Origin of the sequence: Streptomyces sp. NPDC053069, assembly GCF_044546895.1 — a bacterium.
Taxonomy (GTDB): Bacteria; Actinomycetota; Actinomycetes; order Streptomycetales; family Streptomycetaceae; genus Streptomyces.
This window is the reverse complement of record NZ_JBITZN010000008.1, coordinates 403,357-421,729: the sequence shown is the minus strand read 5'-3', so window position 1 is coordinate 421,729 and position 18,373 is coordinate 403,357. Positions and strand designations below refer to the sequence as shown.

The 18,373-nt window shown below is 73.2% G+C and carries 21 protein-coding genes; 8 read left to right on the top strand and 13 right to left on the bottom strand.

Annotated features, from left to right (window positions below):
• Window positions 1-4: 4 nt before the first annotated feature.
• Window positions 5-817, bottom strand: a complete 813-nt coding sequence (locus ACIGXP_RS21460; RefSeq protein WP_399770426.1) for an acetoacetate decarboxylase family protein — start codon at window positions 815-817, stop codon at window positions 5-7.
• A 149-nt stretch (window positions 818-966) separates the two neighbouring features.
• Between ACIGXP_RS21460 and ACIGXP_RS21455 the strand changes: the two genes are divergently transcribed.
• The 6 genes from ACIGXP_RS21455 (at window position 967) to ACIGXP_RS21430 (ending at window position 6,658) form a co-directional block, all read left to right on the top strand.
• Window positions 967-1,626 carry a TetR/AcrR family transcriptional regulator gene (locus tag ACIGXP_RS21455; protein WP_399770424.1) on the top strand — a complete coding sequence of 220 codons (660 nt, stop codon included), beginning with the start codon at window positions 967-969 and terminating at the stop codon, window positions 1,624-1,626.
• A gap of 254 nt (window positions 1,627-1,880) precedes the next feature.
• A complete protein-coding gene (locus tag ACIGXP_RS21450; protein ID WP_363214887.1) occupies window positions 1,881-2,873 on the top strand; it encodes a DEDDh family exonuclease in 993 nt (330 codons plus the stop codon).
• Between the two features lie 79 nt (window positions 2,874-2,952).
• A complete protein-coding gene (locus ACIGXP_RS21445) occupies window positions 2,953-3,186 on the top strand; it encodes a hypothetical protein (protein WP_363214888.1) in 234 nt (77 codons plus the stop codon).
• Window positions 3,187-3,202: 16 nt separating this feature from the next.
• Window positions 3,203-4,033, top strand: coding sequence for an SURF1 family protein (locus ACIGXP_RS21440; RefSeq protein WP_363214889.1), 831 nt, complete (start codon window positions 3,203-3,205; stop codon window positions 4,031-4,033).
• 79 nt (window positions 4,034-4,112) lie between these two features.
• Window positions 4,113-5,897: a glycoside hydrolase family 15 protein gene (locus ACIGXP_RS21435; protein ID WP_399770421.1), complete on the top strand. Its 1,785-nt coding sequence runs from the start codon at window positions 4,113-4,115 to the stop codon at window positions 5,895-5,897.
• 5 nt (window positions 5,898-5,902) lie between these two features.
• On the top strand, window positions 5,903-6,658 hold the full coding sequence (locus ACIGXP_RS21430) for an SDR family oxidoreductase (protein ID WP_399770419.1): 756 nt from the start codon (window positions 5,903-5,905) through the stop codon (window positions 6,656-6,658).
• A gap of 69 nt (window positions 6,659-6,727) precedes the next feature.
• Here ACIGXP_RS21430 and amaP read toward each other — a convergent pair whose 3' ends face one another.
• Genes amaP through ACIGXP_RS21405 form a run of 5 tightly spaced genes read right to left on the bottom strand, consistent with a single transcriptional unit; the run spans window position 6,728 to window position 9,008 of the window.
• Entirely contained in the window at window positions 6,728-7,309 is a 582-nt protein-coding gene (gene amaP / locus ACIGXP_RS21425) for an alkaline shock response membrane anchor protein AmaP (protein ID WP_399770418.1), read from the bottom strand.
• Between the two features lie 5 nt (window positions 7,310-7,314).
• Window positions 7,315-7,929, bottom strand: a complete 615-nt coding sequence (locus ACIGXP_RS21420; protein ID WP_399770416.1) for a DUF6286 domain-containing protein — start codon at window positions 7,927-7,929, stop codon at window positions 7,315-7,317.
• Window positions 7,929-8,285, bottom strand: a complete 357-nt coding sequence (locus ACIGXP_RS21415; protein ID WP_399770414.1) for a hypothetical protein — start codon at window positions 8,283-8,285, stop codon at window positions 7,929-7,931. The genes ACIGXP_RS21420 and ACIGXP_RS21415 overlap by 1 nt, the downstream gene beginning before the upstream one ends.
• A gap of 6 nt (window positions 8,286-8,291) precedes the next feature.
• A complete protein-coding gene (locus ACIGXP_RS21410; RefSeq protein WP_399770412.1) occupies window positions 8,292-8,486 on the bottom strand; it encodes a hypothetical protein in 195 nt (64 codons plus the stop codon).
• A 48-nt stretch (window positions 8,487-8,534) separates the two neighbouring features.
• Window positions 8,535-9,008 (bottom strand): Asp23/Gls24 family envelope stress response protein, encoded by a 474-nt coding sequence (locus tag ACIGXP_RS21405; protein WP_363214896.1) that lies wholly within the window; start codon window positions 9,006-9,008, stop codon window positions 8,535-8,537.
• A 99-nt stretch (window positions 9,009-9,107) separates the two neighbouring features.
• Between ACIGXP_RS21405 and ACIGXP_RS21400 the strand changes: the two genes are divergently transcribed.
• Window positions 9,108-9,839, top strand: a complete 732-nt coding sequence (locus tag ACIGXP_RS21400) for a nucleopolyhedrovirus P10 family protein (RefSeq protein WP_399770410.1) — start codon at window positions 9,108-9,110, stop codon at window positions 9,837-9,839.
• Between the two features lie 55 nt (window positions 9,840-9,894).
• Here ACIGXP_RS21400 and ACIGXP_RS21395 read toward each other — a convergent pair whose 3' ends face one another.
• From ACIGXP_RS21395 to ACIGXP_RS21380, 4 genes are all read right to left on the bottom strand, one after another.
• Window positions 9,895-10,698, bottom strand: a complete 804-nt coding sequence (locus ACIGXP_RS21395; protein WP_363214898.1) for an enoyl-CoA hydratase/isomerase family protein — start codon at window positions 10,696-10,698, stop codon at window positions 9,895-9,897.
• A 128-nt stretch (window positions 10,699-10,826) separates the two neighbouring features.
• On the bottom strand, window positions 10,827-11,048 hold the full coding sequence (locus ACIGXP_RS21390; protein ID WP_004002281.1) for a helix-turn-helix domain-containing protein: 222 nt from the start codon (window positions 11,046-11,048) through the stop codon (window positions 10,827-10,829).
• Window positions 11,049-11,371: 323 nt separating this feature from the next.
• Window positions 11,372-12,970: a ribosomal protection-like ABC-F family protein gene (gene abc-f / locus ACIGXP_RS21385; RefSeq protein WP_363214899.1), complete on the bottom strand. Its 1,599-nt coding sequence runs from the start codon at window positions 12,968-12,970 to the stop codon at window positions 11,372-11,374.
• A gap of 118 nt (window positions 12,971-13,088) precedes the next feature.
• Window positions 13,089-13,655 carry a hypothetical protein gene (locus ACIGXP_RS21380; RefSeq protein WP_399770406.1) on the bottom strand — a complete coding sequence of 189 codons (567 nt, stop codon included), beginning with the start codon at window positions 13,653-13,655 and terminating at the stop codon, window positions 13,089-13,091.
• Window positions 13,656-14,053: 398 nt separating this feature from the next.
• On the opposite strand from ACIGXP_RS21380, the gene ACIGXP_RS21375 reads away from it, so the two are divergent.
• Entirely contained in the window at window positions 14,054-14,467 is a 414-nt protein-coding gene (locus ACIGXP_RS21375; RefSeq protein ID WP_363214901.1) for a VOC family protein, read from the top strand.
• Between the two features lie 13 nt (window positions 14,468-14,480).
• Here the strand turns inward: ACIGXP_RS21375 and ACIGXP_RS21370 are convergent, their stop codons facing one another.
• The 3 genes from ACIGXP_RS21370 to ACIGXP_RS21360 all read right to left on the bottom strand — a co-directional run bounded on the left by ACIGXP_RS21370 (window position 14,481) and on the right by ACIGXP_RS21360 (window position 18,182).
• A complete protein-coding gene (locus ACIGXP_RS21370) occupies window positions 14,481-15,857 on the bottom strand; it encodes a hypothetical protein (protein WP_399770404.1) in 1,377 nt (458 codons plus the stop codon).
• Window positions 15,858-16,210: 353 nt separating this feature from the next.
• On the bottom strand, window positions 16,211-17,338 hold the full coding sequence (locus ACIGXP_RS21365) for an alpha/beta fold hydrolase (RefSeq protein WP_363214903.1): 1,128 nt from the start codon (window positions 17,336-17,338) through the stop codon (window positions 16,211-16,213).
• 181 nt (window positions 17,339-17,519) lie between these two features.
• On the bottom strand, window positions 17,520-18,182 hold the full coding sequence (locus ACIGXP_RS21360) for a class II aldolase/adducin family protein (protein WP_399770402.1): 663 nt from the start codon (window positions 18,180-18,182) through the stop codon (window positions 17,520-17,522).
• Between the last annotated feature and the right edge of the window lie 191 nt (window positions 18,183-18,373).

Below are 18,373 nucleotides of genomic sequence, written 5' to 3'. Positions count from 1 at the left end.
CGGCTCAGCTCCCTTCGGGCGGTGCGTCGAGGATCTGCAGCGGATCGTCGTAGCGCTGATGGACGTACGGCAGCAGCGCCTGGGCGTCGACCCGTTCGACGACCCGGCCGCTCTGGTCGCTGGTCTTCTCGCCGAGGGTGATCTCGCGCAGGCGCAGCACCGGAAGGTCGGCCACCGGGTCGTACGCCGACTCCCGCAGGACGACCTCCCCGGTGACCCGCTCCAGTCGGCGCACCTTCTCGTGGCGCACGCAGTGCACCAGCACCGGGTCGGCGTCGAAACCCGAACCGTCCACGGCGGGCAGGAACTTGAAGTAGAAGTCGGTCCTGCGGCTCGGCTCCGGCAGGGGCAGCTCGCCGCCGACCGTGCCGCGCACCTCCACGAACGCGATGCCGTGCCGGGCCAGCACCGCGCGTACACCGCCGTCGTCGCGCTCGACCGTCACCTCGCCGAGCTTCTTGGGCTCGCCGAAGACCTCGCGCCCGCCGGTGAGGGCACGCTCCTGGGTCATCGGCATGACCAGCGGGTACCAGCCCTCGGCCGTGCCGTGCGCGGCGGCGACCGCGAACGAGCCCGCGCCGAGGGGGTACCCCGGCAGGTCGACCTTGCTGATGGTCACCCGCACGAGCGGGCTGCCGGTGGGTTTCAGGGGCGGTGGCAGGACCGCGGCGACCGCGTCCGGGTCGGTCTCCCAGACGGCCACCACGCCGGTGGACCAGATGTCCGCAAGCCGCGCGCCCGCGGTGCGGGTCGCGGCGATCTCCCGCTCGGTCCGTGCGCCGTAGCGTACGCGTGCGTGTTCGCGTGCGCGTGCCATACGCCGTACCGCCCTTCTGCTGGCCGGTGATCCTGACGGGGTTCTGACGGTGTTCCTGACGGGATTTCTGACGACCCGTCACCTGTAACACAGTTACAGCAGACCTCGGGCGGGGTAAAGACACGCGGACGGACGGGAGTTGGGAGATCATGGCGAGCGGTCCGAGAAGTGCGCTGAGCCGGGAGGCGGTGCTGGACGCCGCCGCAGGGCTGGTGCGACAGCACGGCCCGGACGCCCTGACCATGCGCAAGCTGGCCGCCGAGCTGGGCACCGCCGTGACGTCGATCTACTGGCACGTCGGGGGCCGCGAGGCGCTGCTCGACGCACTCGTGGAGCGGACCGTGGCCGACCTCGGCGAGATCCGCCCGGCGGGGCGCACGCCGGAGCAGCGTGTGGTCTCCGTCGCCTGTGCGCTGCGCCGCCGGCTGCGCGACCACCCGCATCTGGTGGCCCTGGTGCACGAACGGGGCCTGACCGAGCGGATGTTCCTGCCCGCGCAGCAGGTCCTGGTCCGCGAGGCGCACGCGGCCGGGTTGCGCGGGGCGCGGGCCGCCGAGTTCGTCCGCGCGGTGCAGTTCCAGGTCGTCGGACATGTGCTGGTGGAGCGCAACCGCGAGCGGGCGCCGGCCCAGCACCCCGGAGAGGAGGAGCTGTGGCGTGCGGTCGCCGCGGGGGACGACCCGGCGCTGGCGCGTGCGCTGGCCCGCCCGGTGGACACCGAGCGGCTGTTCGTGACAGCCGTGAGTGCGCTGGTACGGTCCCTGCTGGCACCGAGTGCGCTCACCCGCCCAGCCGACTCGGCGGGCTGAGAGGCACGGGACGAGCACGCACGCGTGGGCCGCCCGGCCGGCGGGTCCCGCCCCTGCGGACCCCGGCCCGGTCGGCCGAGAGGCGCGCAACGGCGCCCCTCGACCCGAGCTTTCCGGGAGGCCGGGACGAGGCGGGCGAGTGGGCGAGATGCACGCACGCGCGTGCGACGGTCGAGCGGCTGGGCGGGGAACCGGCGGCGCCACCGGGACCTGCGGGACCCCGCTGTCAGTCGTGGCCCGTATCCTCAGTGACCATGCTCGAAGACCGTGCGACCGCAGTGTCCTCCCCCACCCAGTGGCCGGCCGCGTATCCGAAGGGATACGCGGTCGTTGACGTGGAGACCACCGGCCTGGCCCGGGACGACCGGATCATCTCGGCGGCCGTCTACCGGCTGGACGAGCGCGGCGAGGTCGAGGACCACTGGTACACGCTGGTCAACCCGGAGCGCGATCCGGGACCCGTGTGGATACACGGTCTGACGAGCGAGGTGCTCGAAGGGGCCCCGCTCTTCGCGGACATCGCCGAGGACTTCGCGGCCCGGCTCGACGGCCGGGTGCTGGTCGCGCACAACGCCGTCTTCGACTGGCAGATGATCGCGCGGGAGTACGCGCGCGCGAAGCGCGAGGCACCGGTGCGTCAGCGGCTGTGCACCATCGCCCTGTCGAAGGAGCTGGGGCTGCCGCTGCCCAACTTCAAGCTGGAGTCGCTGGCGGCGCACTACGGCGTCGTACAGCAGCGGGCGCACCACGCGCTGGACGACGCGCGCGTGCTGGCGGAGGCCTTCCGGCCCAGTCTGCGGGCCGCGGCGGCGGGCGGCGTACGGCTGCCGCTGCTGGAGTGCCGCCCGCTGACGGAGTGGTCGGACCGGCCGGTGCCCCGGCAGTCGTCCGGCGCATTCGGGGGCTACGGCGGCTATCGGTCCAGCAGTTGGCGCCCCTCCCGCAAAAGGCCCGCATGCCCCTATCCCAACCCAGGGCGCTACGAAGACGGCAAACGCCTCAAACAGGGCATGCGGGTGGCGTTTTCCGGAGACACGTCCGTCGAGCGCGAGCTGCTGGAGGACCGGGCCACCGAGGCCGGCCTGCATGTGGCGTCCAGCATCTCCCGGCTGACCAGCCTGCTGGTGACCAACGACCCCGACTCGGGCACGTCCAAGGTCGTCAAGGCGCGCCAGTTCGGCACACCGATCGTCGACGAGGCCGCGTTCGGGCAGTTGCTGCGGGACGTCGAGCCCGCCGACGAGTGATCGTACGGATGAGTGATTGGCACACGACTCACCCGGAACCCGCTCGCCCCGGCCGCCACGACGACTCACTCTGTGGCGCATGGCGAAATGTGAAGTTTGCGGCAATGACTACGGCATGACCTTCGAGGTCCACGCACAGGGCGCGGTGCATGTCTTCGACTGCTTCTCCTGCGCGATCCACCGCATGGCCCCCATCTGCGAGCACTGCCGGGTACAGATCATCGGCCAGGGCGTGGAGGCCGACGGCCAGTTCTACTGCGGCGCCCACTGCGCCCGCGCCGACGGGAAGGTGGGCATCGTCGACCGGGTGTGACCCGGTACCCGCCTGAATGCACCCCACGGCTCGGAGGTACCGTCGTGGGGTGCACCGCTACCGCTTCCTGTTGTCCCGCCAGTGGGTGATCCTCACGCTCGTCGCGATCGCGCTGATCCCGACGATGATCAGGCTGGGCTTCTGGCAGAAGCACCGATACGAGGAGCGCACCGCCCGCAACGACCTGGTGTCCTCGGCACTGCACGCGAAACCGGTCCCGGTCGAGCGGCTGACCTCCCCCGGGCACGCCGTGACCCGCACCGAGAAGTACCGCACGGTCACCGCGACCGGCGCCTTCGACACCGCCAGGGAGGTCGTGGTCCGCCGCCGGACCAGCTCCGACGGCGAGGTCGGTTTCCATGTACTCACTCCGTTCGTCCTGACCGACGGCAAGGTGCTGCTCGTCAACCGCGGCTGGATCCCCGCCAACGGAGTCCAGACCGCCTTCCCGAAGATCCCCGCCCCGCCGTCCGGCCGCACCACCGTCACCGGACGGCTGATGGCCGACGAGACGACCGCGGCCAGCGGCATCAAGAACGTCAAGGGCCTGCCCGACCGGCAGATCATGCTGATCAACAGCGCCCAGGAGGCGCACCGGCTCGGCGCGCAGGTGCTCGGCGGCTATGTGGAGCAGACGGCGCCCACGCCCAAGGACGGCTCGCCGGAGCAGATCTCCGACCCCGGCAGCGAGGACGCCCCGCTGAACTACGCGTACATGATCCAGTGGTGGCTGTTCGCCGCGGCCGTCCCGTTCGGCTGGTGGACCCTGGTGCGGCGGGAGATCCGCGACCGGGAGGAGGCCGCGGCGGAGCCGAAGCCGGAGGAGCCGGAACCGGCCACGGTGTGACTCCGGCTTCCCCAGGACGGCTTCACTCCCCCGGCGCACCCCCTGATTGGCCCCCCGGCCCGCCGGGAAGCCGCATCCCGTGGACGCGCGCATCGAGGACTACGCCCTCATCGGGGACGAGCAGACCGCCGCGCTGGTCGGCCGGAACGGCTCGATCGACTGGCTGTGCCTGCCCCGCTTCGACTCCGGCGCCTGCTTCGCGAAACTGCTGGGCGACGAGGACCACGGCTACTGGCGGATCGCCCCCGAGGGAGCGGACACCTGCACGCGCCGCGCCTACCGCTCCGACACCCTGGTCCTCGACACCGAGTGGGAGACCGCCGACGGCACGGTCCGGGTCACCGACCTGATGCCGCAGCGCGACCGCGCCCCGGACGTCGTACGCATCGTCGAGGGGGTCAGCGGCCGGGTCACCGTCCGCAGCACCCTCCGCCTCCGCTTCGACTACGGCTCGATCACGCCGTGGGTGCGCCGCTCGGACGGGCACCGGGTGGCCGTCGCGGGGCCCGACTCGGCCTGGCTGCGCTCCGAGCCGGCCGTGCACACCTGGGGCGAGGACTACGGCACCCACTCCGAGTGCGCCGTCGGCGAGGGCGAGCGGGTCGCCTTCGTGCTCACCTGGCACCCCTCGCACGAGCGCCGACCGCCGCTCGTCGACCCCTACGAGGCCCTGGACAGCAGCGTCTCCGACTGGCGGCGCTGGGCCCGGCAGTGCCGTTACGACGGCCCCTGCCGGGACATGGTCGTACGATCCCTGATCACTCTGAAAGCCCTCACCTACGCCCCGACCGGCGGAATCGTCGCCGCGGCCACCACCTCGCTGCCCGAACAGCCCGGCGGCGTGCGCAACTGGGACTACCGGTACTGCTGGCTGCGCGACTCCACCCTCACCCTCGGCGCGCTGCTCACCGCCGGCTACCACAACGAGGCCGAGGCGTGGCGCAACTGGCTGCTGCGCGCGGTCGCGGGCGACCCGGCCGACCTGCAGATCATGTACGGCGTCGCGGGCGAGCGGCGGCTGCCGGAGACGGAACTGCCCTGGCTGCCCGGCTTCGCCGGCTCCTCCCCCGTACGCATCGGCAACGGCGCCGTCGACCAGCTCCAGCTCGACGTGTACGGCGAGGTGATGGACTCGCTGTCCCTGGCCCGCGCGTCGGGCCTGCCGACCCGGCCGCACATGTGGGCCATACAGCGTTCGCTGATGCAGTTCCTGGAGTCGGCGTGGCGGCAACCGGACGAGGGCCTGTGGGAGGTGCGCGGCGGCCGGCGCCAGTTCGTGCACTCCAAGGTGATGGTGTGGGTGGCCGCCGACCGGGCCGTGAAGACGCTGGAGCAGCACCCGGAGCTGGACGGCGACCTGGACGGCTGGCGCAGACTCCGTGCCGAGGTCCACCAGGAGGTGTGCGAGAAGGGCTTCGACGCCGAGCGCGGCACGTTCACGCAGTACTACGGCTCCCGCGAGCTCGACGCGGCACTGCTGCTCATCCCGCGCGTCGGCTTCCTGCCGGCCGACGACCCACGGGTGGTCGGCACGGTCGACGCGATCCGCGACGACCTCGGACACGGCGGCTTCCTGCGCCGCTACGACACCGAGGACTCGGTGGTCGACGGGCTGCCGAGCGGCGAGGGCGCCTTCCTGGCCTGCTCGTTCTGGCTGGCCGACGCGCTGCACGTGACCGGCCGGACGAAGGAGGCGCGGGAACTGTTCGACCGGCTGGCGGGCCTGGTCAACGACGTGGGGCTGCTGGCCGAGGAGTACGACCCCGTCCACGGCCGCCAGCTGGGCAACTTCCCGCAGGCCTTCAGCCACATCGGGCTGGTGAACACCGCGCTCACGCTGTTCGGGGACGACCAGGCAGGATAGGGGCCATGGATCTTGGACTGAAGGACCGGGTGTACGTCGTCACCGGGGCGACCCGCGGGCTGGGCAACGCCGCCGCGCGGGAACTCGTCGCCGACGGGGCGAAGGTCGTGCTCAGCGGCCGGGACGAGAAGCGGGTGGCCGACGCCGCCGCCGAACTGGGCCCGAACGCGGTCGGCGTCGCCGTCGACAACGCCGACGCGCAGGCTCCGGAGCGGCTGATCGCGGCCGCCCGTGAGCACTTCGGCGGGTTCCACGGCGTGCTGGTGAGCGTGGGCGGGCCGGCGCCGGGGTTCGTCGCGGACAACACCGACGAGCAGTGGCGGGACGCGTTCGAGTCGGTGTTCCTCGGTGCGGTGCGGCTCGCGCGCGCGGCGTCAGCCGAACTGGAGCCGGGCGGGGTCATCGGGTTCGTGCTGTCCGCGTCGGTGCACGAGCCCATTCCGGGGCTGACCATCTCCAACGGGCTGCGGCCGGGGCTCGCCGGGTTCGCCAAGTCGCTCGCCGACGAGTTGGGGCCGCGGGGGATTCGCGTGCTGGGGCTGCTGCCGTCGCGTATCGACACGGATCGCGTGCGGGAGCTCGACGCACTGTCCGCCGACCCTGAGGCCACTCGGGCCGCGAACGAGTCCCGGATTCCGTTGCGGAGGTATGGGGCGCCGGAGGAGTTCGGGCGGGTTGCGGCGTTCCTGCTGTCTCCGGCGGCGTCCTATGTGTCCGGCATCATGGTGCCTGTCGACGGGGGCATGCGGCACGGGTTCTAGCCTGCGGGTCGCGGTGGGGTGCTCGCACAGTTGCCCGCGCCCCTTGAGCCGGTCGGCAGCACCGCGCTGTCAAGTGACCCTTTCCGCACGGTGTTTCACGGCCCGTAGGTGCACCTCCGCCGGAAGCGATGCCAGCCTCGCCGACTCGCGTGCGTGGGTCAGTGCCCGGGTCGTGCACTCGGTCAGGACCGCCGCCGGATCCGCCCCCGGCTCCAGCCGGAGCCAGACCCTCGCCGTGGGCCTCGTACGGCGGCCCCGCAGCAGGATCCCGGCGTGGGCCACGCCCTGCTGCTGGACGGCGTCCTCGGCCAGCGCCGATTCCAGGGCCCCGGCCCGGAGGAGGGCGGAGTCGCCGTCGCCGGTGTCGATCAGGATCTCGGTCGGCCGACGGCGGCGCAGGGCCGTCGTGAGCCACCACAGGGCGAGCACGACCACGATGGTCAGACCGCCGATGACCGTGGCCCACCACCAGCCGGTGCCCCGCCAGCGGGTGCGTTCGGACCGGGTGAGCAGGACGTCGTGCGGGCCGGTGTGGATCCACCAGGAAGGCGGCGGCGCGCCCAGGCCGACCGCCAGCACGGCGGCGCCGAGCGCGAGCAGCAGCAGCCCGACGAGGGCCAGGAGGACGCGGTGCAGGCCGATCCTGCGCATCGGCGTCACCCCTTCCGTGCGGGCCGGGTCACCCGGACGGACAGTGTGGGCGGCCGGCTCAGGCCGAGGCCCCGGATGGCGTCCGTGAGGACGGTGACCAGGTCGGCGCGTACGTCGTCCAGGTCGCGGAAGTGCGAGACGGCGCGGACGTCGGCCCTCTTGCGGCGCACCCGCACCCGGACGGCGCGGACCCCGGAGACGTCCATGGCCCGGTCGCGCAGCAGGAGCGCCGCCGCGTCGCGCCCGAGTGCGGCCCGGACGTCGGGGTGCGGACGCCGCATGGGCAGCAGACCGCGCAGGCCGGGGGTGACCGCGAGGACGATCAGCCACAGGCCGGCAACGGCGGCGACGGCCGCACCGGTCAGCACCCAGGTGTCGTCCAGGGGCCGTTCGGCCAGTTGCCGGGCCAGGACGCGCCGCCAGTGCATCGCGGGGTGGTGGGCCCGTACGGCGGCGATGTCGTACAGCAGGAGACCGGCGCCGGCCAGCAGCAGGACCGCCACGACGGCGGCCGGGACGCGGCGCGGTGACCAGAAGCGGCCGCTGCCTTCGCCGGGGCCGGGCGGGGCGGTACCGGGGTCCTTGTCGAGGATCGGGGTGGTCGTCCGGGGCTCGCTCATCACGCCCTCCCGCGCGCTGCCGGGTGCAACCGTTCGACCTGGACGGCGACCTCGGGCACCGCCATGTCCACCAATGCACCCACCCGCTCGGCGACTTGGCGACGCACGGCGGCGCACTGGGCGCCGATGTCGCAGGGATAGCCGAGTTCGAGACGGACGCGTACCCGGGCCGCCGCACGGTGGACGACGACCGTGGCGTGCGGTGCCGCCGCGTCGGCGGGCAGCGGCGGCAGCGCCTCCCGGGCCGCCTGCGCGGCGATCTTCGCCACGACCCGGTCGGCGATCCGGGTGGCGCCGCGCTCGCCCGGCGGCACCCGGACCGGCGCCGGGCGCGCCGCGCCGGTCCCGGCGGTCACCGCCGCTCACCGCCGCCGGTCGCGCCGGTCGGCACGGGTGCGGAACAACTCACCCAGCTCCAGGTCGCCGTCCACGAACCGGCCGAGGACGAACCCGATCGCACCCAGCGCCGCCACCAGCAGGAAGGCGGCGAAGCCGCCGAAGTACCCGGCGAAGCCCAGCGCCATTCCGGCGATCATGCCGATCACTGCCATGCTCATGCGGCGCTCCTCAGCTCGTCGGTTGTGCGGGGCCGGGTCGCCGGCGCGTCACTGGATGCGCGGCAGCTCGGGCTCCTCGTCCTCTTCTTCGGGCAGTTTGACGTCGCTGACCGCGATGTTGACCTCGACCACCTCAAGTCCCGTCATGCGTTCCACGGCGGCGATCACGTTCTCCCGTACGGCACGGGCGACATCGGCGATCGAGACGCCGTAGTCCACGACGATCTCCAGGTCCAGGGCGGTCTGCACCTCGCCGACCTCGGCCTTCACGCCCCGGCTCACCGACTTGGAGCCACCCGGCACCCGATCGCGCACGGCGCCGAAGGTGCGGGCCAGGCCGCTGCCCATGGTGTGGACGCCGACCACGTCCCGGGCGGCGAGACCCGCGATCTTCTCCACGACGCCGTCGGCGATGGTCGTCCGTCCGCGCGCCGCCGGATCGCCGCCGCCGCGCCGGGTGGCCTTACGGGTCGTCACCTGCGGCTCGTGGTCGTCCTCGGGGGCCGTCGTCATATCGGTCATCGCCGTACGTCCCTTTCGGTCGTCGTCCCCGTTCGTCCCCTGCGACCACCGTATGCAAGGTTCCCCGGCCACGCGCCGGGGATACGGCAGGCTGGTGGAATGACGGCGGAACGATGGACACAGGTGGTACGGCACCAGGTCGCGCTGGGCCGGCTGCTGCCGCTCGGGGAACCCGGCGACGGCGCGTGGATCACGGAGGAGGCGGCCGGGGCGGTGCTGGCACGCGCGCTGGCGGCCGGGGTGCCCGGGGTGCGGCTGGGCGCGCTGCGGATCACCCTCGCCGACCCGGAGGACGTGCGCGAACCCGTCGTACCGGCTCCGCCGAGCGCGCTGCCGCCGGGCGCACTGCGGCTGACCGCGGACTTCGCCGCGGGGGCGGGCGAACCGCTGCCGGTGGTGGCGTCCCGTGTGCGGCTGGCCCTGGCGACGGCCGCGACGCAGCGGCTCGGGCTCGCGGTGAGGGAGGTGGACCTGCGGGTGACCGACCTGCTGGAGGCGGAGGAGGCGGTCCCGAAGACGCGTGCGGCACGGCCGGCGCCCGCGCGGCGGCCCACGGACCCGGACGAGGCCCGGGCGGCCGAGGCCGCACTGACCGTCCCCGGGGTGACCGGCCTGACCGGCTCGCTGGGCGGTCTCGGGCGGGCGGTACATCTGGAGGAGCGCACGGCCGGTACGGCGCTACCGCACCGGCATGTGCGCGTGGAGGTGACGACCGGCGCGGACCGCCGAGCCGTGGAGGTGGCCCGGCGGGTCCGCGAGGTCGTCCGGGACGCACTGGAGGACCGCCCGACGGTGGCGGTGCTGATCACAGCGGTGGAAAGCGCCTTTTAGGGGCGCGGGGAACCGCGCGCCCAGCCCTCACCGGCCCGCACGACCGCTCGTACTGCTACTCGCCGACGCCGGCCAGATCCCGCAGCCGCCGAGCCTGGGCGGCACGCTCGGCCGCACGCTGCTCGTCGTAGGTACGGTCCACGGCACCGCGCAGCAACGCCTTGGTCTCCACGACGGCATCCCGCGGCGCAGCCAGCAATGCGGCGGTCAGATCCCGCACAGCTCCGTCCAGTTGGTCACCGGGCACGGAAACATTGGCCAGCCCGGAGGCCACGGCCTCCTCCGCCCCGACGAACCGCCCGGTCGCGCAGATCTCCAGCGCACGGGCATACCCGACGAGACCGACCAGCGGGTGCGTGCCGGTCAGGTCGGGTACGAGGCCGAGGCTGGTCTCGCGCATGGCGAACTGCACGTCGTCCGCGACGACCCGCAGGTCGCAGGCGAGCGCGAGCTGGAAGCCGGCCCCGATGGCGTGCCCCTGGACGGCGGCGATGGACACGATGTCGTTCCGCCGCCACCAGGTGAACGCCTCCTGGAACTCGGCGATGCTCGCGTCGAGCCCGGCGTCGTCACGGCGCGCGAGTTCGATGAAGGTCGGCTCGCCCGGGATCCCTTCCGGGGTGAACATCTGCCGGTCGAGCCCGGCTGAGAAGGACCTGCCCTCGCCGCGCAGCACGACGACACGGACGGAGCCCGGCAGCAGACGCCCGGCCTCGGTGAGCGCCCGCCACAGGGCGGGGCTCTGCGCGTTGCGCTTGTCCGGGTTGGTCAGCGTCACCGTGGCGAGCGCGTCGTCGACGGTGAGCCGTACGCCGTCCTTGTCGAGTACAGGAGCGAGGTCCTGGTCGGGCGAAGCCATGGGGCGCCTCCGATGAGTGCGGTCATCCGGGCATGCCGAGGGCATGCTTAAGTGACTGCACAGTAACCACCCGGCCGATCAGATCGCCGACCGGGTGGCCACCATCGAAGCCGGTGGGCCGCCCGGAGTCAGGACGAAGCGGCCTTCTTGCCCCGGGTCGCTCCGCCACGCCCACGGAGCGTGACGCCCGACTCGCTGAGCATCCGGTGGACGAAGCCATACGAGCGGCCGGTCTCCTCGGCCAGCGCCCGGATGCTCGCACCGGAGTCGTACTTCTTCTTCAGGTCTGCCGCGAGCTTGTCGCGCGCGGCGCCGGTCACCCGGCTGCCCTTCTTCAGAGTCTCGGCCACCCGTGCCTCCTCATGGGAAGTGCGCTCTGGTCTCCTCATGATCACCCCTCTTGGGCGTGATGGCCACCCATTCGGCAAGGTCCGTAAGACATCGTTGTGACGACAGGAGCCGATCCCCACAAGCGGAACACGCGATTCCATCGAGTGGTGTGCGCACGGCCGAACGGGTGGATTCGCGAAGTACCAGGTCAGCGAAGTGAAGCGGCCGATCCCTTGGCATGCAGGGGATCGGCCGCAAAATCCGTGTACGACACACCCCGATACGAGGAGATCTCACACAGATGATGGATCACGGATCGGCCGAATGATCCATACGCAGTGGATCACGCCAGGGCGACGAGGTCCGCGTAGTCGGAGCCCCACAGGTCCTCGACGCCGTCCGGCAGCAGGATGATCCGCTCGGGCTGGAGTGCCTCGACGGCGCCCTCGTCGTGGGTGACGAGGACGACCGCGCCCTTGTAGGTGCGCAGGGCGCCGAGGATCTCCTCGCGGCTGGCGGGGTCGAGGTTGTTGGTGGGCTCGTCGAGGAGGAGCACGTTCGCCGAGGAGACGACGAGGGTCGCCAGGGCGAGACGGGTCTTCTCACCGCCCGAGAGGACACCGGCCGGCTTGTCGACGTCGTCCCCGGAGAACAGGAACGAGCCGAGCACCTTGCGGACCTCGACCAGGTCCATGTCGGGGGCGGCCGAGCGCATGTTCTCCAGGACCGTGCGGTCGGCGTCGAGGGTCTCGTGCTCCTGTGCGTAGTAACCGAGCTTGAGCCCGTGGCCGGGGACGACCTGGCCGGTGTCCGGCTTCTCGACGCCGGCGAGGAGGCGCAGGAGGGTGGTCTTGCCGGCGCCGTTGAGGCCGAGGATGACGACCCGCGAGCCCTTGTCGATGGCGAGGTCGACGTCGGTGAAGATCTCCAGTGAGCCGTACGACTTCGACAGGCCCTCCGCCGTCAGCGGGGTCTTGCCGCAGGGCGCGGGTTCCGGGAAGCGCAGCTTGGCGACCTTGTCGGACATCCGGACCTCTTCGAGACCGGAGAGCAGCTTCTCGGCCCGGCGGGCCATGTTCTGCGCGGCGACCGTCTTGGTGGCCTTGGCGCGCATCTTGTCGGCCTGGGCGTTGAGGGCGGCGGCCTTCTTCTCGGCGTTGGCCCGCTCCCGCTTGCGGCGCTTCTCGTCGGCCTCGCGCTGCTGCTGGTAGAGCTTCCAGCCCATGTTGTAGATGTCGATCACGGACCGGTTGGCGTCCAGGTAGAACACCTTGTTGACGACCGTCTCGACCAGGTCGACGTCGTGGGAGATCACGATGAAGCCGCCGCGGTACGTCTTCAGGTAGTCCCGCAGCCAGATGATCGAGTCGGCGTCGAGGTGGTTGGTCGGCTCGTCCAGGAGCAGCGTGTCCGCGTCGGAGAACAGGATGCGGGCCAGCTCGATACGGCGGCGCTGACCGCCGGAGAGGGTGTGCAGCGGCTGGCCGAGGACGCGGTCGGGCAGGTTCAGCGCGGCGGCGATGGTGGCGGCCTCGGCCTCGGCGGCGTACCCGCCCTTGGTGAGGAACTCCGTCTCCTGGCGCTCGTACTGCTTGAGGGCCTTCTCGCGGGTGGCGCCCTTGCCGTTCGCGATGCGCTCCTCGTTCTCGCGCATCTTGCGGATGAGCACGTCGAGCCCGCGCGCCGACAGCACCCGGTCCCGGGCCAGGACGTCCAGGTCGCCGGTACGGGGGTCCTGCGGGAGGTAGCCGACCTCGCCGGAGCGGGTGATCTGGCCGGCGGCGGGGATGCCCTCGCCCGCGAGGCACTTGGTGAGGGTGGTCTTGCCTGCGCCGTTGCGGCCGACGAGGCCGATGCGGTCGCCCTTGGCGACACGGAAGGTGGCGTTCTCGATGAGGACGCGCGCACCGGCGCGCAGCTCGATACCGGAGGCGGAGATCAAGGACAGACTCCAGGGCGTACAGGGGTTGGCGGGTGGGCGGCTGAGGACGTTCCCGCCGTCTAATGCGCGAGGAGAATGGCCATGGGAGAAGTCTAACGGGGCCGTGCAAGCGGTTTTTCTACGTCCGCGCGTTCGGGCCGGGCCGCGGGAGATCGTTGCCGAGGGGCGTGCGGTCCGGGGTGATCCGTCCGAGGTCGTCCAGGGCCACGAGCTGCCCGGTCCAGGCGCCCCGCGCACAGGGCTGGGCGATCAGCAGGGCCGCGCCGTGCCGTACGGCGCCCTCGGGCCGGAACGCGCAGCCGGTGCGGGCGGGCAGCACCCAGCGCAGATCGCCGTCGGCGAGGCGGTACGCGGAGACGCGGTGCGGGGTGACGACCGCGAGGATGCCGTGACCGACGGGACGCAGGACACCGGTGCCGCCCTGGGCGGGGAGCCACTCGGCCGCGTCGGGCAGCGCGCGGTGCCAGCGCACCGAGCGGTCGTCGGCGCCGGTGAGCAGCCCGTCCTCCCACAGCGCGATCACCTCCTCGCCCGCGGTCAGCACGGCGACCGGCCGATGCCCCACGCGCGCGTACCGCCAGCGCGGCAGGCCCGTGCGGGTGTCGTAGGCGACGACGACGGCACCCCGCGCACGAGACGTCCACGCTCCCGCCTCCGGCCGGCGCTGCCCGTGCGCGGCCGGCACGAAACGGTCTCCGTACGGGGCGGGCGGCCGCAGGTGATGCGCGACACCGAACAGAACCGCGGCGAGGAGGACCCCGCAGAGGGCAGGGAGTGCACGGCGTACGCGGTGCACACGCGCGGGACGGCTGTGGGGGGTTGCGGGGCCCGGGGGACGCGGGTGGCTGGTGGGTGGTGGGGTGGCCACCTGTCCCCCTTCGGTGTCCTCGGCCGCGGATCAGGCGCAGAGCGTAGTCGCGGGCGGCGGGTGGGGGCCGGTGCCGGGGCGGGCGGGGGCGGGAAGTCGCCCGTTCGGGTGCGCGCCGGTCCGAGCCCGGGCTCGGCAGCGGCAGGGTGCGTTGTCAGTGCCGGCTGCAAGACTGAACGAGGCGCCCCAGAACCGACGCACAAGGAGTGATCGGCATGGCAGGTACGGGCGGCGGACGGCCGAGCCTCTACCCCACGGTGTTGTACGCGGACGCCAAGGCGGCGATACGGCAGCTCACGGAGGGCCTCGGTTTCACCGAACTGTCGGTGTACGAGACGCAGGACGGCAAGGTGATGCACGCCGAGCTGGTCCAGGGCAACGGCGCGGTGATGATCGGCTCCAAGGGCCGGGGCGGCCTGTTCGACACGGTGATGAAGGACGCGGGCCCCGCCGGGGTGTACGTCGTCGTGGACGACGTGGACGCCCACCACCAGCGGGCCCTGGAGCACGGCGTGGAGATCCTGATGCCCCCGACCGACCAGGACTACGGCTCGCGTGACTACATGGCCCGCGACACCGAGGGCAACATCTGGAGCTTCGGGACGTACGCCCCGGAGATCGGCGCCTGACCTCCGGGCCGGCTCATCCTCCGGTGTGCACCTGGAAGGCGGCTCGGCGCACGGCCTTGGCGAGGGCCGGGTCGGGGTGTGCGGCGGCGAGCGCGACCAGGACCTGCACGGTGCGGGGGTGACCGACGGCGCGGACCTCGTCGAGCAGCTGGGGGACCGTCGGCTGCACCGCGGACTCCAGATGCCGGACCAGCATCGGCGCCTCGCCGTGGTCGGCGACGGCCGCGGCGGTGTCCACCCACAGCCAGGTCGCCTCCTCACGGGTCAGGACCTCGTGGGCGTCCTCCGGATCGGCCCCGTCGTGCTCGGCGAGCCACAGCAGGGCGTACGGCCGGACGGCGGGCTCGTCCACGACGGCGCGCACGTCGGGCTCGGCGGGGGCGCCGACGACGCGCAGCGCCTCGAAGGCCAGGCCGCGCAGCAGGGCGTCCTCGCCGCGGGCGGCCTGGATCAGCTCGGTGACGGCGCTGCCGACGGGACGGGCGGCGAGCCAGGCGCGGTATTCGGCGCGGGCGGCGTTGGGGCGCAGCTGGGCGCAGCCGCGGAGCATGTCCTCGGCGGACTGCTCGATGTTGCCGGCCGGGCTCTGCGCGGCCACGCAGATCTGCTCCAGCTTGACCCAGACCGCCCAGCTGCCCAGCGGGGTGAGAGTGGCCTGGCCGTCGCCGTAGGTCAGCGCACCCACGGCGGCGAGGGCCCGCAGCGCCCAGTCGAGGAGCGGGGCGAGCGGGGTGTCGACGGCGGATGCGGGTGCGGCCGGACCGGCGGCCGCACCCGGCTCCCCGGTCCCGGCGGGCTGCCCGGCGCCGGGCTCGGCCGGGCGCTCCGGCCCCTGCGCGGTCGGCTGTCGCGGCACGGCCGGCCGCACGGATCCGGAGCCGGCGGGGTGGTCGGTGCCGGGCTCGTAGGGGACCTCGCAGCGTTCGGTGCGCAGTTCGGTGACCCGTTGCTGGAGCAGGTCGAGCAGCTGCTCGACCGGGACGGGACCGGCGGACAGCTGGAGGAAGGAGAGCACCTGCGGCATGGCCGAGACGACCTCCGCGACGGCGGCCGGCTCGTACTCCTCGGGTTCCGGGGAGGCGAGCGACCAGGCGTCGAAGAGGGCGACCCAGCCGCGCAGTACGGCGCTGTCGTCACGGTCCCAGGCGCGCAGCCGCCAGCCGGGGCGCGCGCTGTCGCCGTGCACCTCGACGAGTCCGGCCAGGCGGGCGGTGTCCCAGTCGGCGCGGACCTGAGCGGCGCTCAGGCCCAGGTCGGCGGCGGCGCGTTCGGCGGTGACGGCGGAGAGGGTGGCCTTGCCGTCGGCGGTGGCGCCGTCGCTGCCGGGACCGAGTGCGGCGTCGGCCCAGCGGGCCACGCGGACCGGGCCGGCCAGCCCGATGCGTGCCATTCTCGCCAGTTCGGCGGGGGCGGGTGTGCCCTCCGGCGGCCGGGGTGCGGGGCGGCGCGGGCGCCGCTGGTTCACAGCTCTGGGGGCGGCGGCCAGGGGTCGCGGTCGGACGAGTCGGAGCCTGGAGTCGCGCGGGATACGGGACGTCACGGGTGCAGTCTTCCGGTTGACGGTCCGAAAACCCAAACGGAATGTCACGGGGGGCGACGGGGCTGGCCAAGGCACGGGGTTCGGTGCGGGGCGAGGAGGGGTGATCAAGCCAGTCGTACGGCCTTAAACGGAATGCCCCGCACCGGGCGGGCAGGCGGTCCGGGGCCGCACATCGGGCCCCACATCAGGTCTCCGGTCAAACCTCACATCAAGGGTGTCAGGAAGCGGCGCAGCCGCTCCTCGTACTCCTTCGGGTCGGCGTTCCACATCGCCGCGTGCGGTGCGTTGGCCACGGTGTGCAGGGCGACCAGATCGGCGCGGCGGTGGGCGAGCCGGCGGGAGAGCTCCCAGGGGGCCACCTGGTCGTCGGGGCCGTGGAAGATCAGGGTCGGGACGGCGAGCCGCTCGGGGTCGGTGATCTCGGCGACCCGGTCGGCGTGCAGGCCGGCCCGGCCCTGCGCGGCCCGCACGGCGAGCGGCAGCAGCGGCTGGGGGGTGTGGCGGGCGTGGGCGAGGGCGCGCAGCGTGGCCTCCCAGCTGAGCACCGGCGAGTCCAGGACCAGTCCGGCGATGCGCTCGCGCACCGCGGAGTGCTCGGCGGCGCGCAGGGCCATGGTGGCGCCGGTGGACCAGCCGAGCAGGACGACCCGGCGTGCGCCGTGGCGGACGGCGTGGCGGACGGCCGCGTCCAGGTCCCGCCACTCGGTCTCGCCGAGGTGGTTCAGGCCGTCCGGCGGGCGCGGCGCGCCGAGGTCGCCCCGGTAGGCGAGGGCGAGGACCGGCAGCCGGCGGGCGTGCAGGAAGCCCATGATGTTCATGGCCTGTTCCCGGGTGGCGCCCAGGCCGTGCACGGCGATCACCCAGGTGTCCCGCTGGCCGGGTACGAACCAGGCGGGCAGCCGGCCGAGTTCGCCGGGCACGTCGATGTCCGCGTGGTCGAGGCCGAGGGCGGCGGACGGATTGCCGATGTACAGGTTCGGGGTGAGCCACACCGCGTCGCCGGGGGCGAACGTGCCGTGCGTGACGCCTTCCAGACGGCGTACGACGGTGTCGGCCGTGTGCCGGGCCGCCTCCAGGACGGGGCCGACGACCGCGTGGGAGCCGTCGCCGGACAGGCCGTAGGTGCCGGGGCGCAGCGCGGCCAGGTCGCGGGTGAGCGTGATCTGGCCGGCGGCCGTGCCGTGCACGGTGAGGCGGGGCTCGGTGGGCAGCGGACGGCCCGCGGGCGCCTTCAGCGCGGCGTCACTGGCGAGCCGGCCGACGGCCACGGAGGCCATGCCGGCGGCCAGTGCGACGGTGAGTGCGGTGGCGGTCGCTTTGACGGGGCGCACGCGTCCAGTGTCGTGGGGGTTGCCGTCACCGGCCAGCGGAAGGGCGGGGCCGAGTGGGGAGCGTCGGGGTGCGCATGGGTTCGGCACCGCCGGATCCCGGCGTCGTGGCCGAGCGCCGGTGCGGCGGATCGAGGGGAGCGGGGTCAGCAGGGCGCGGAGCAAAGGGCTGCGCGGCAAGGGGTCACCTCCGTTGGCCATACCCCTTCAAGCGTTCCCCGGCCTCGGCCAGTTGTGCCTCCGTCAGCAGAGACGGGGTCAGGCTCGGCACCGAGGACGCCGTCAGCCACAGGCGGCACATCCACTCCAGCTGGGCGGTGCGGTCGTAGGCCTGGTCGAGGCCGGCGCCGTAGGTGATCGTGCCGTGGTTCTGCAGCAGGCAGCCGGAGCGGCCCGCCAGGGCGCGGAGCATGTTCTGGGCCAGCTCGTCGGTGCCGTAGGTGGCGTACGGGGCGACGCGGACCGGGCCGCCCAGGGCGGCGGCCATGTAGTGGACCAGCGGCAGCTCGGGCACGAGCGTGGAGACCGCCGTCGCGTGCACGGCGTGGGTGTGGACGACCGCGCGGGCGTCGGTGGTGCGGTAGACGGCGAGGTGCAGGGGCAGCTCGCTGGTCGGCACCAGTGTGCCGAGCACCTGGCGTCCGGTGAGGTCGACGCCGGTGATGTCGTTGGGGGTGAGCCGGTCGTAGGGCACGCCCGACGGGGTGACGAGCACGAGGTCGCCGATGCGCGCCGAGACGTTCCCGGAGGTGCCGACCACCAGCCCGTCGGTTACGGTCCGCCGCGCCGTCGCGACCAGTTCCGCCCAGATGCGTTCCCGTTCCGCGTCCCGCCGCTGTTCAGCCATGCCGCGATCCTGCCAGCCGCGCCCGGGGACAAGAGGGGCGGCGGTCACTTCCGGCCGTCGGCACGCACCCCCGAACGGGTGGAAATCGGGAGGAATCGCCGCTCACGAGGCGCTGATTCGATGATCGCCGGGCCTTCAATGGTCTGCCTTGCCCGCCGGACGATCCCTCGTCCGCCGACCCGGGGAGACAC

What these genes read in the sequence shown, in the direction of transcription:
- ACIGXP_RS21395 (WP_363214898.1), bottom strand. Translation starts at nt 10,698, where the DNA reads ATGGCTTCGCCCGACCAGGACCTCGCTCCTGTACTCGACAAGGACGGC.
- ACIGXP_RS21420 (WP_399770416.1), bottom strand. Translation starts at nt 7,929, where the DNA reads ATGAGCGAGCCCCGGACGACCACCCCGATCCTCGACAAGGACCCCGGT.
- ACIGXP_RS21455 (WP_399770424.1), top strand. Translation starts at nt 967, where the DNA reads ATGGCGAGCGGTCCGAGAAGTGCGCTGAGCCGGGAGGCGGTGCTGGAC.
- ACIGXP_RS21400 (WP_399770410.1), top strand. Translation starts at nt 9,108, where the DNA reads ATGACGGCGGAACGATGGACACAGGTGGTACGGCACCAGGTCGCGCTG.
- ACIGXP_RS21450 (WP_363214887.1), top strand. Translation starts at nt 1,881, where the DNA reads ATGCTCGAAGACCGTGCGACCGCAGTGTCCTCCCCCACCCAGTGGCCG.
- ACIGXP_RS21360 (WP_399770402.1), bottom strand. Translation starts at nt 18,182, where the DNA reads ATGGCTGAACAGCGGCGGGACGCGGAACGGGAACGCATCTGGGCGGAA.
- ACIGXP_RS21375 (WP_363214901.1), top strand. Translation starts at nt 14,054, where the DNA reads ATGGCAGGTACGGGCGGCGGACGGCCGAGCCTCTACCCCACGGTGTTG.
- amaP (WP_399770418.1), bottom strand. Translation starts at nt 7,309, where the DNA reads ATGCGCAGGATCGGCCTGCACCGCGTCCTCCTGGCCCTCGTCGGGCTG.
- ACIGXP_RS21440 (WP_363214889.1), top strand. Translation starts at nt 3,203, where the DNA reads ATGCACCCCACGGCTCGGAGGTACCGTCGTGGGGTGCACCGCTACCGC.
- ACIGXP_RS21410 (WP_399770412.1), bottom strand. Translation starts at nt 8,486, where the DNA reads ATGAGCATGGCAGTGATCGGCATGATCGCCGGAATGGCGCTGGGCTTC.
- ACIGXP_RS21405 (WP_363214896.1), bottom strand. Translation starts at nt 9,008, where the DNA reads ATGACCGATATGACGACGGCCCCCGAGGACGACCACGAGCCGCAGGTG.
- ACIGXP_RS21430 (WP_399770419.1), top strand. Translation starts at nt 5,903, where the DNA reads ATGGATCTTGGACTGAAGGACCGGGTGTACGTCGTCACCGGGGCGACC.
- ACIGXP_RS21370 (WP_399770404.1), bottom strand. Translation starts at nt 15,857, where the DNA reads ATGGCACGCATCGGGCTGGCCGGCCCGGTCCGCGTGGCCCGCTGGGCC.
- ACIGXP_RS21460 (WP_399770426.1), bottom strand. Translation starts at nt 817, where the DNA reads ATGGCACGCGCACGCGAACACGCACGCGTACGCTACGGCGCACGGACC.
- ACIGXP_RS21445 (WP_363214888.1), top strand. Translation starts at nt 2,953, where the DNA reads ATGGCGAAATGTGAAGTTTGCGGCAATGACTACGGCATGACCTTCGAG.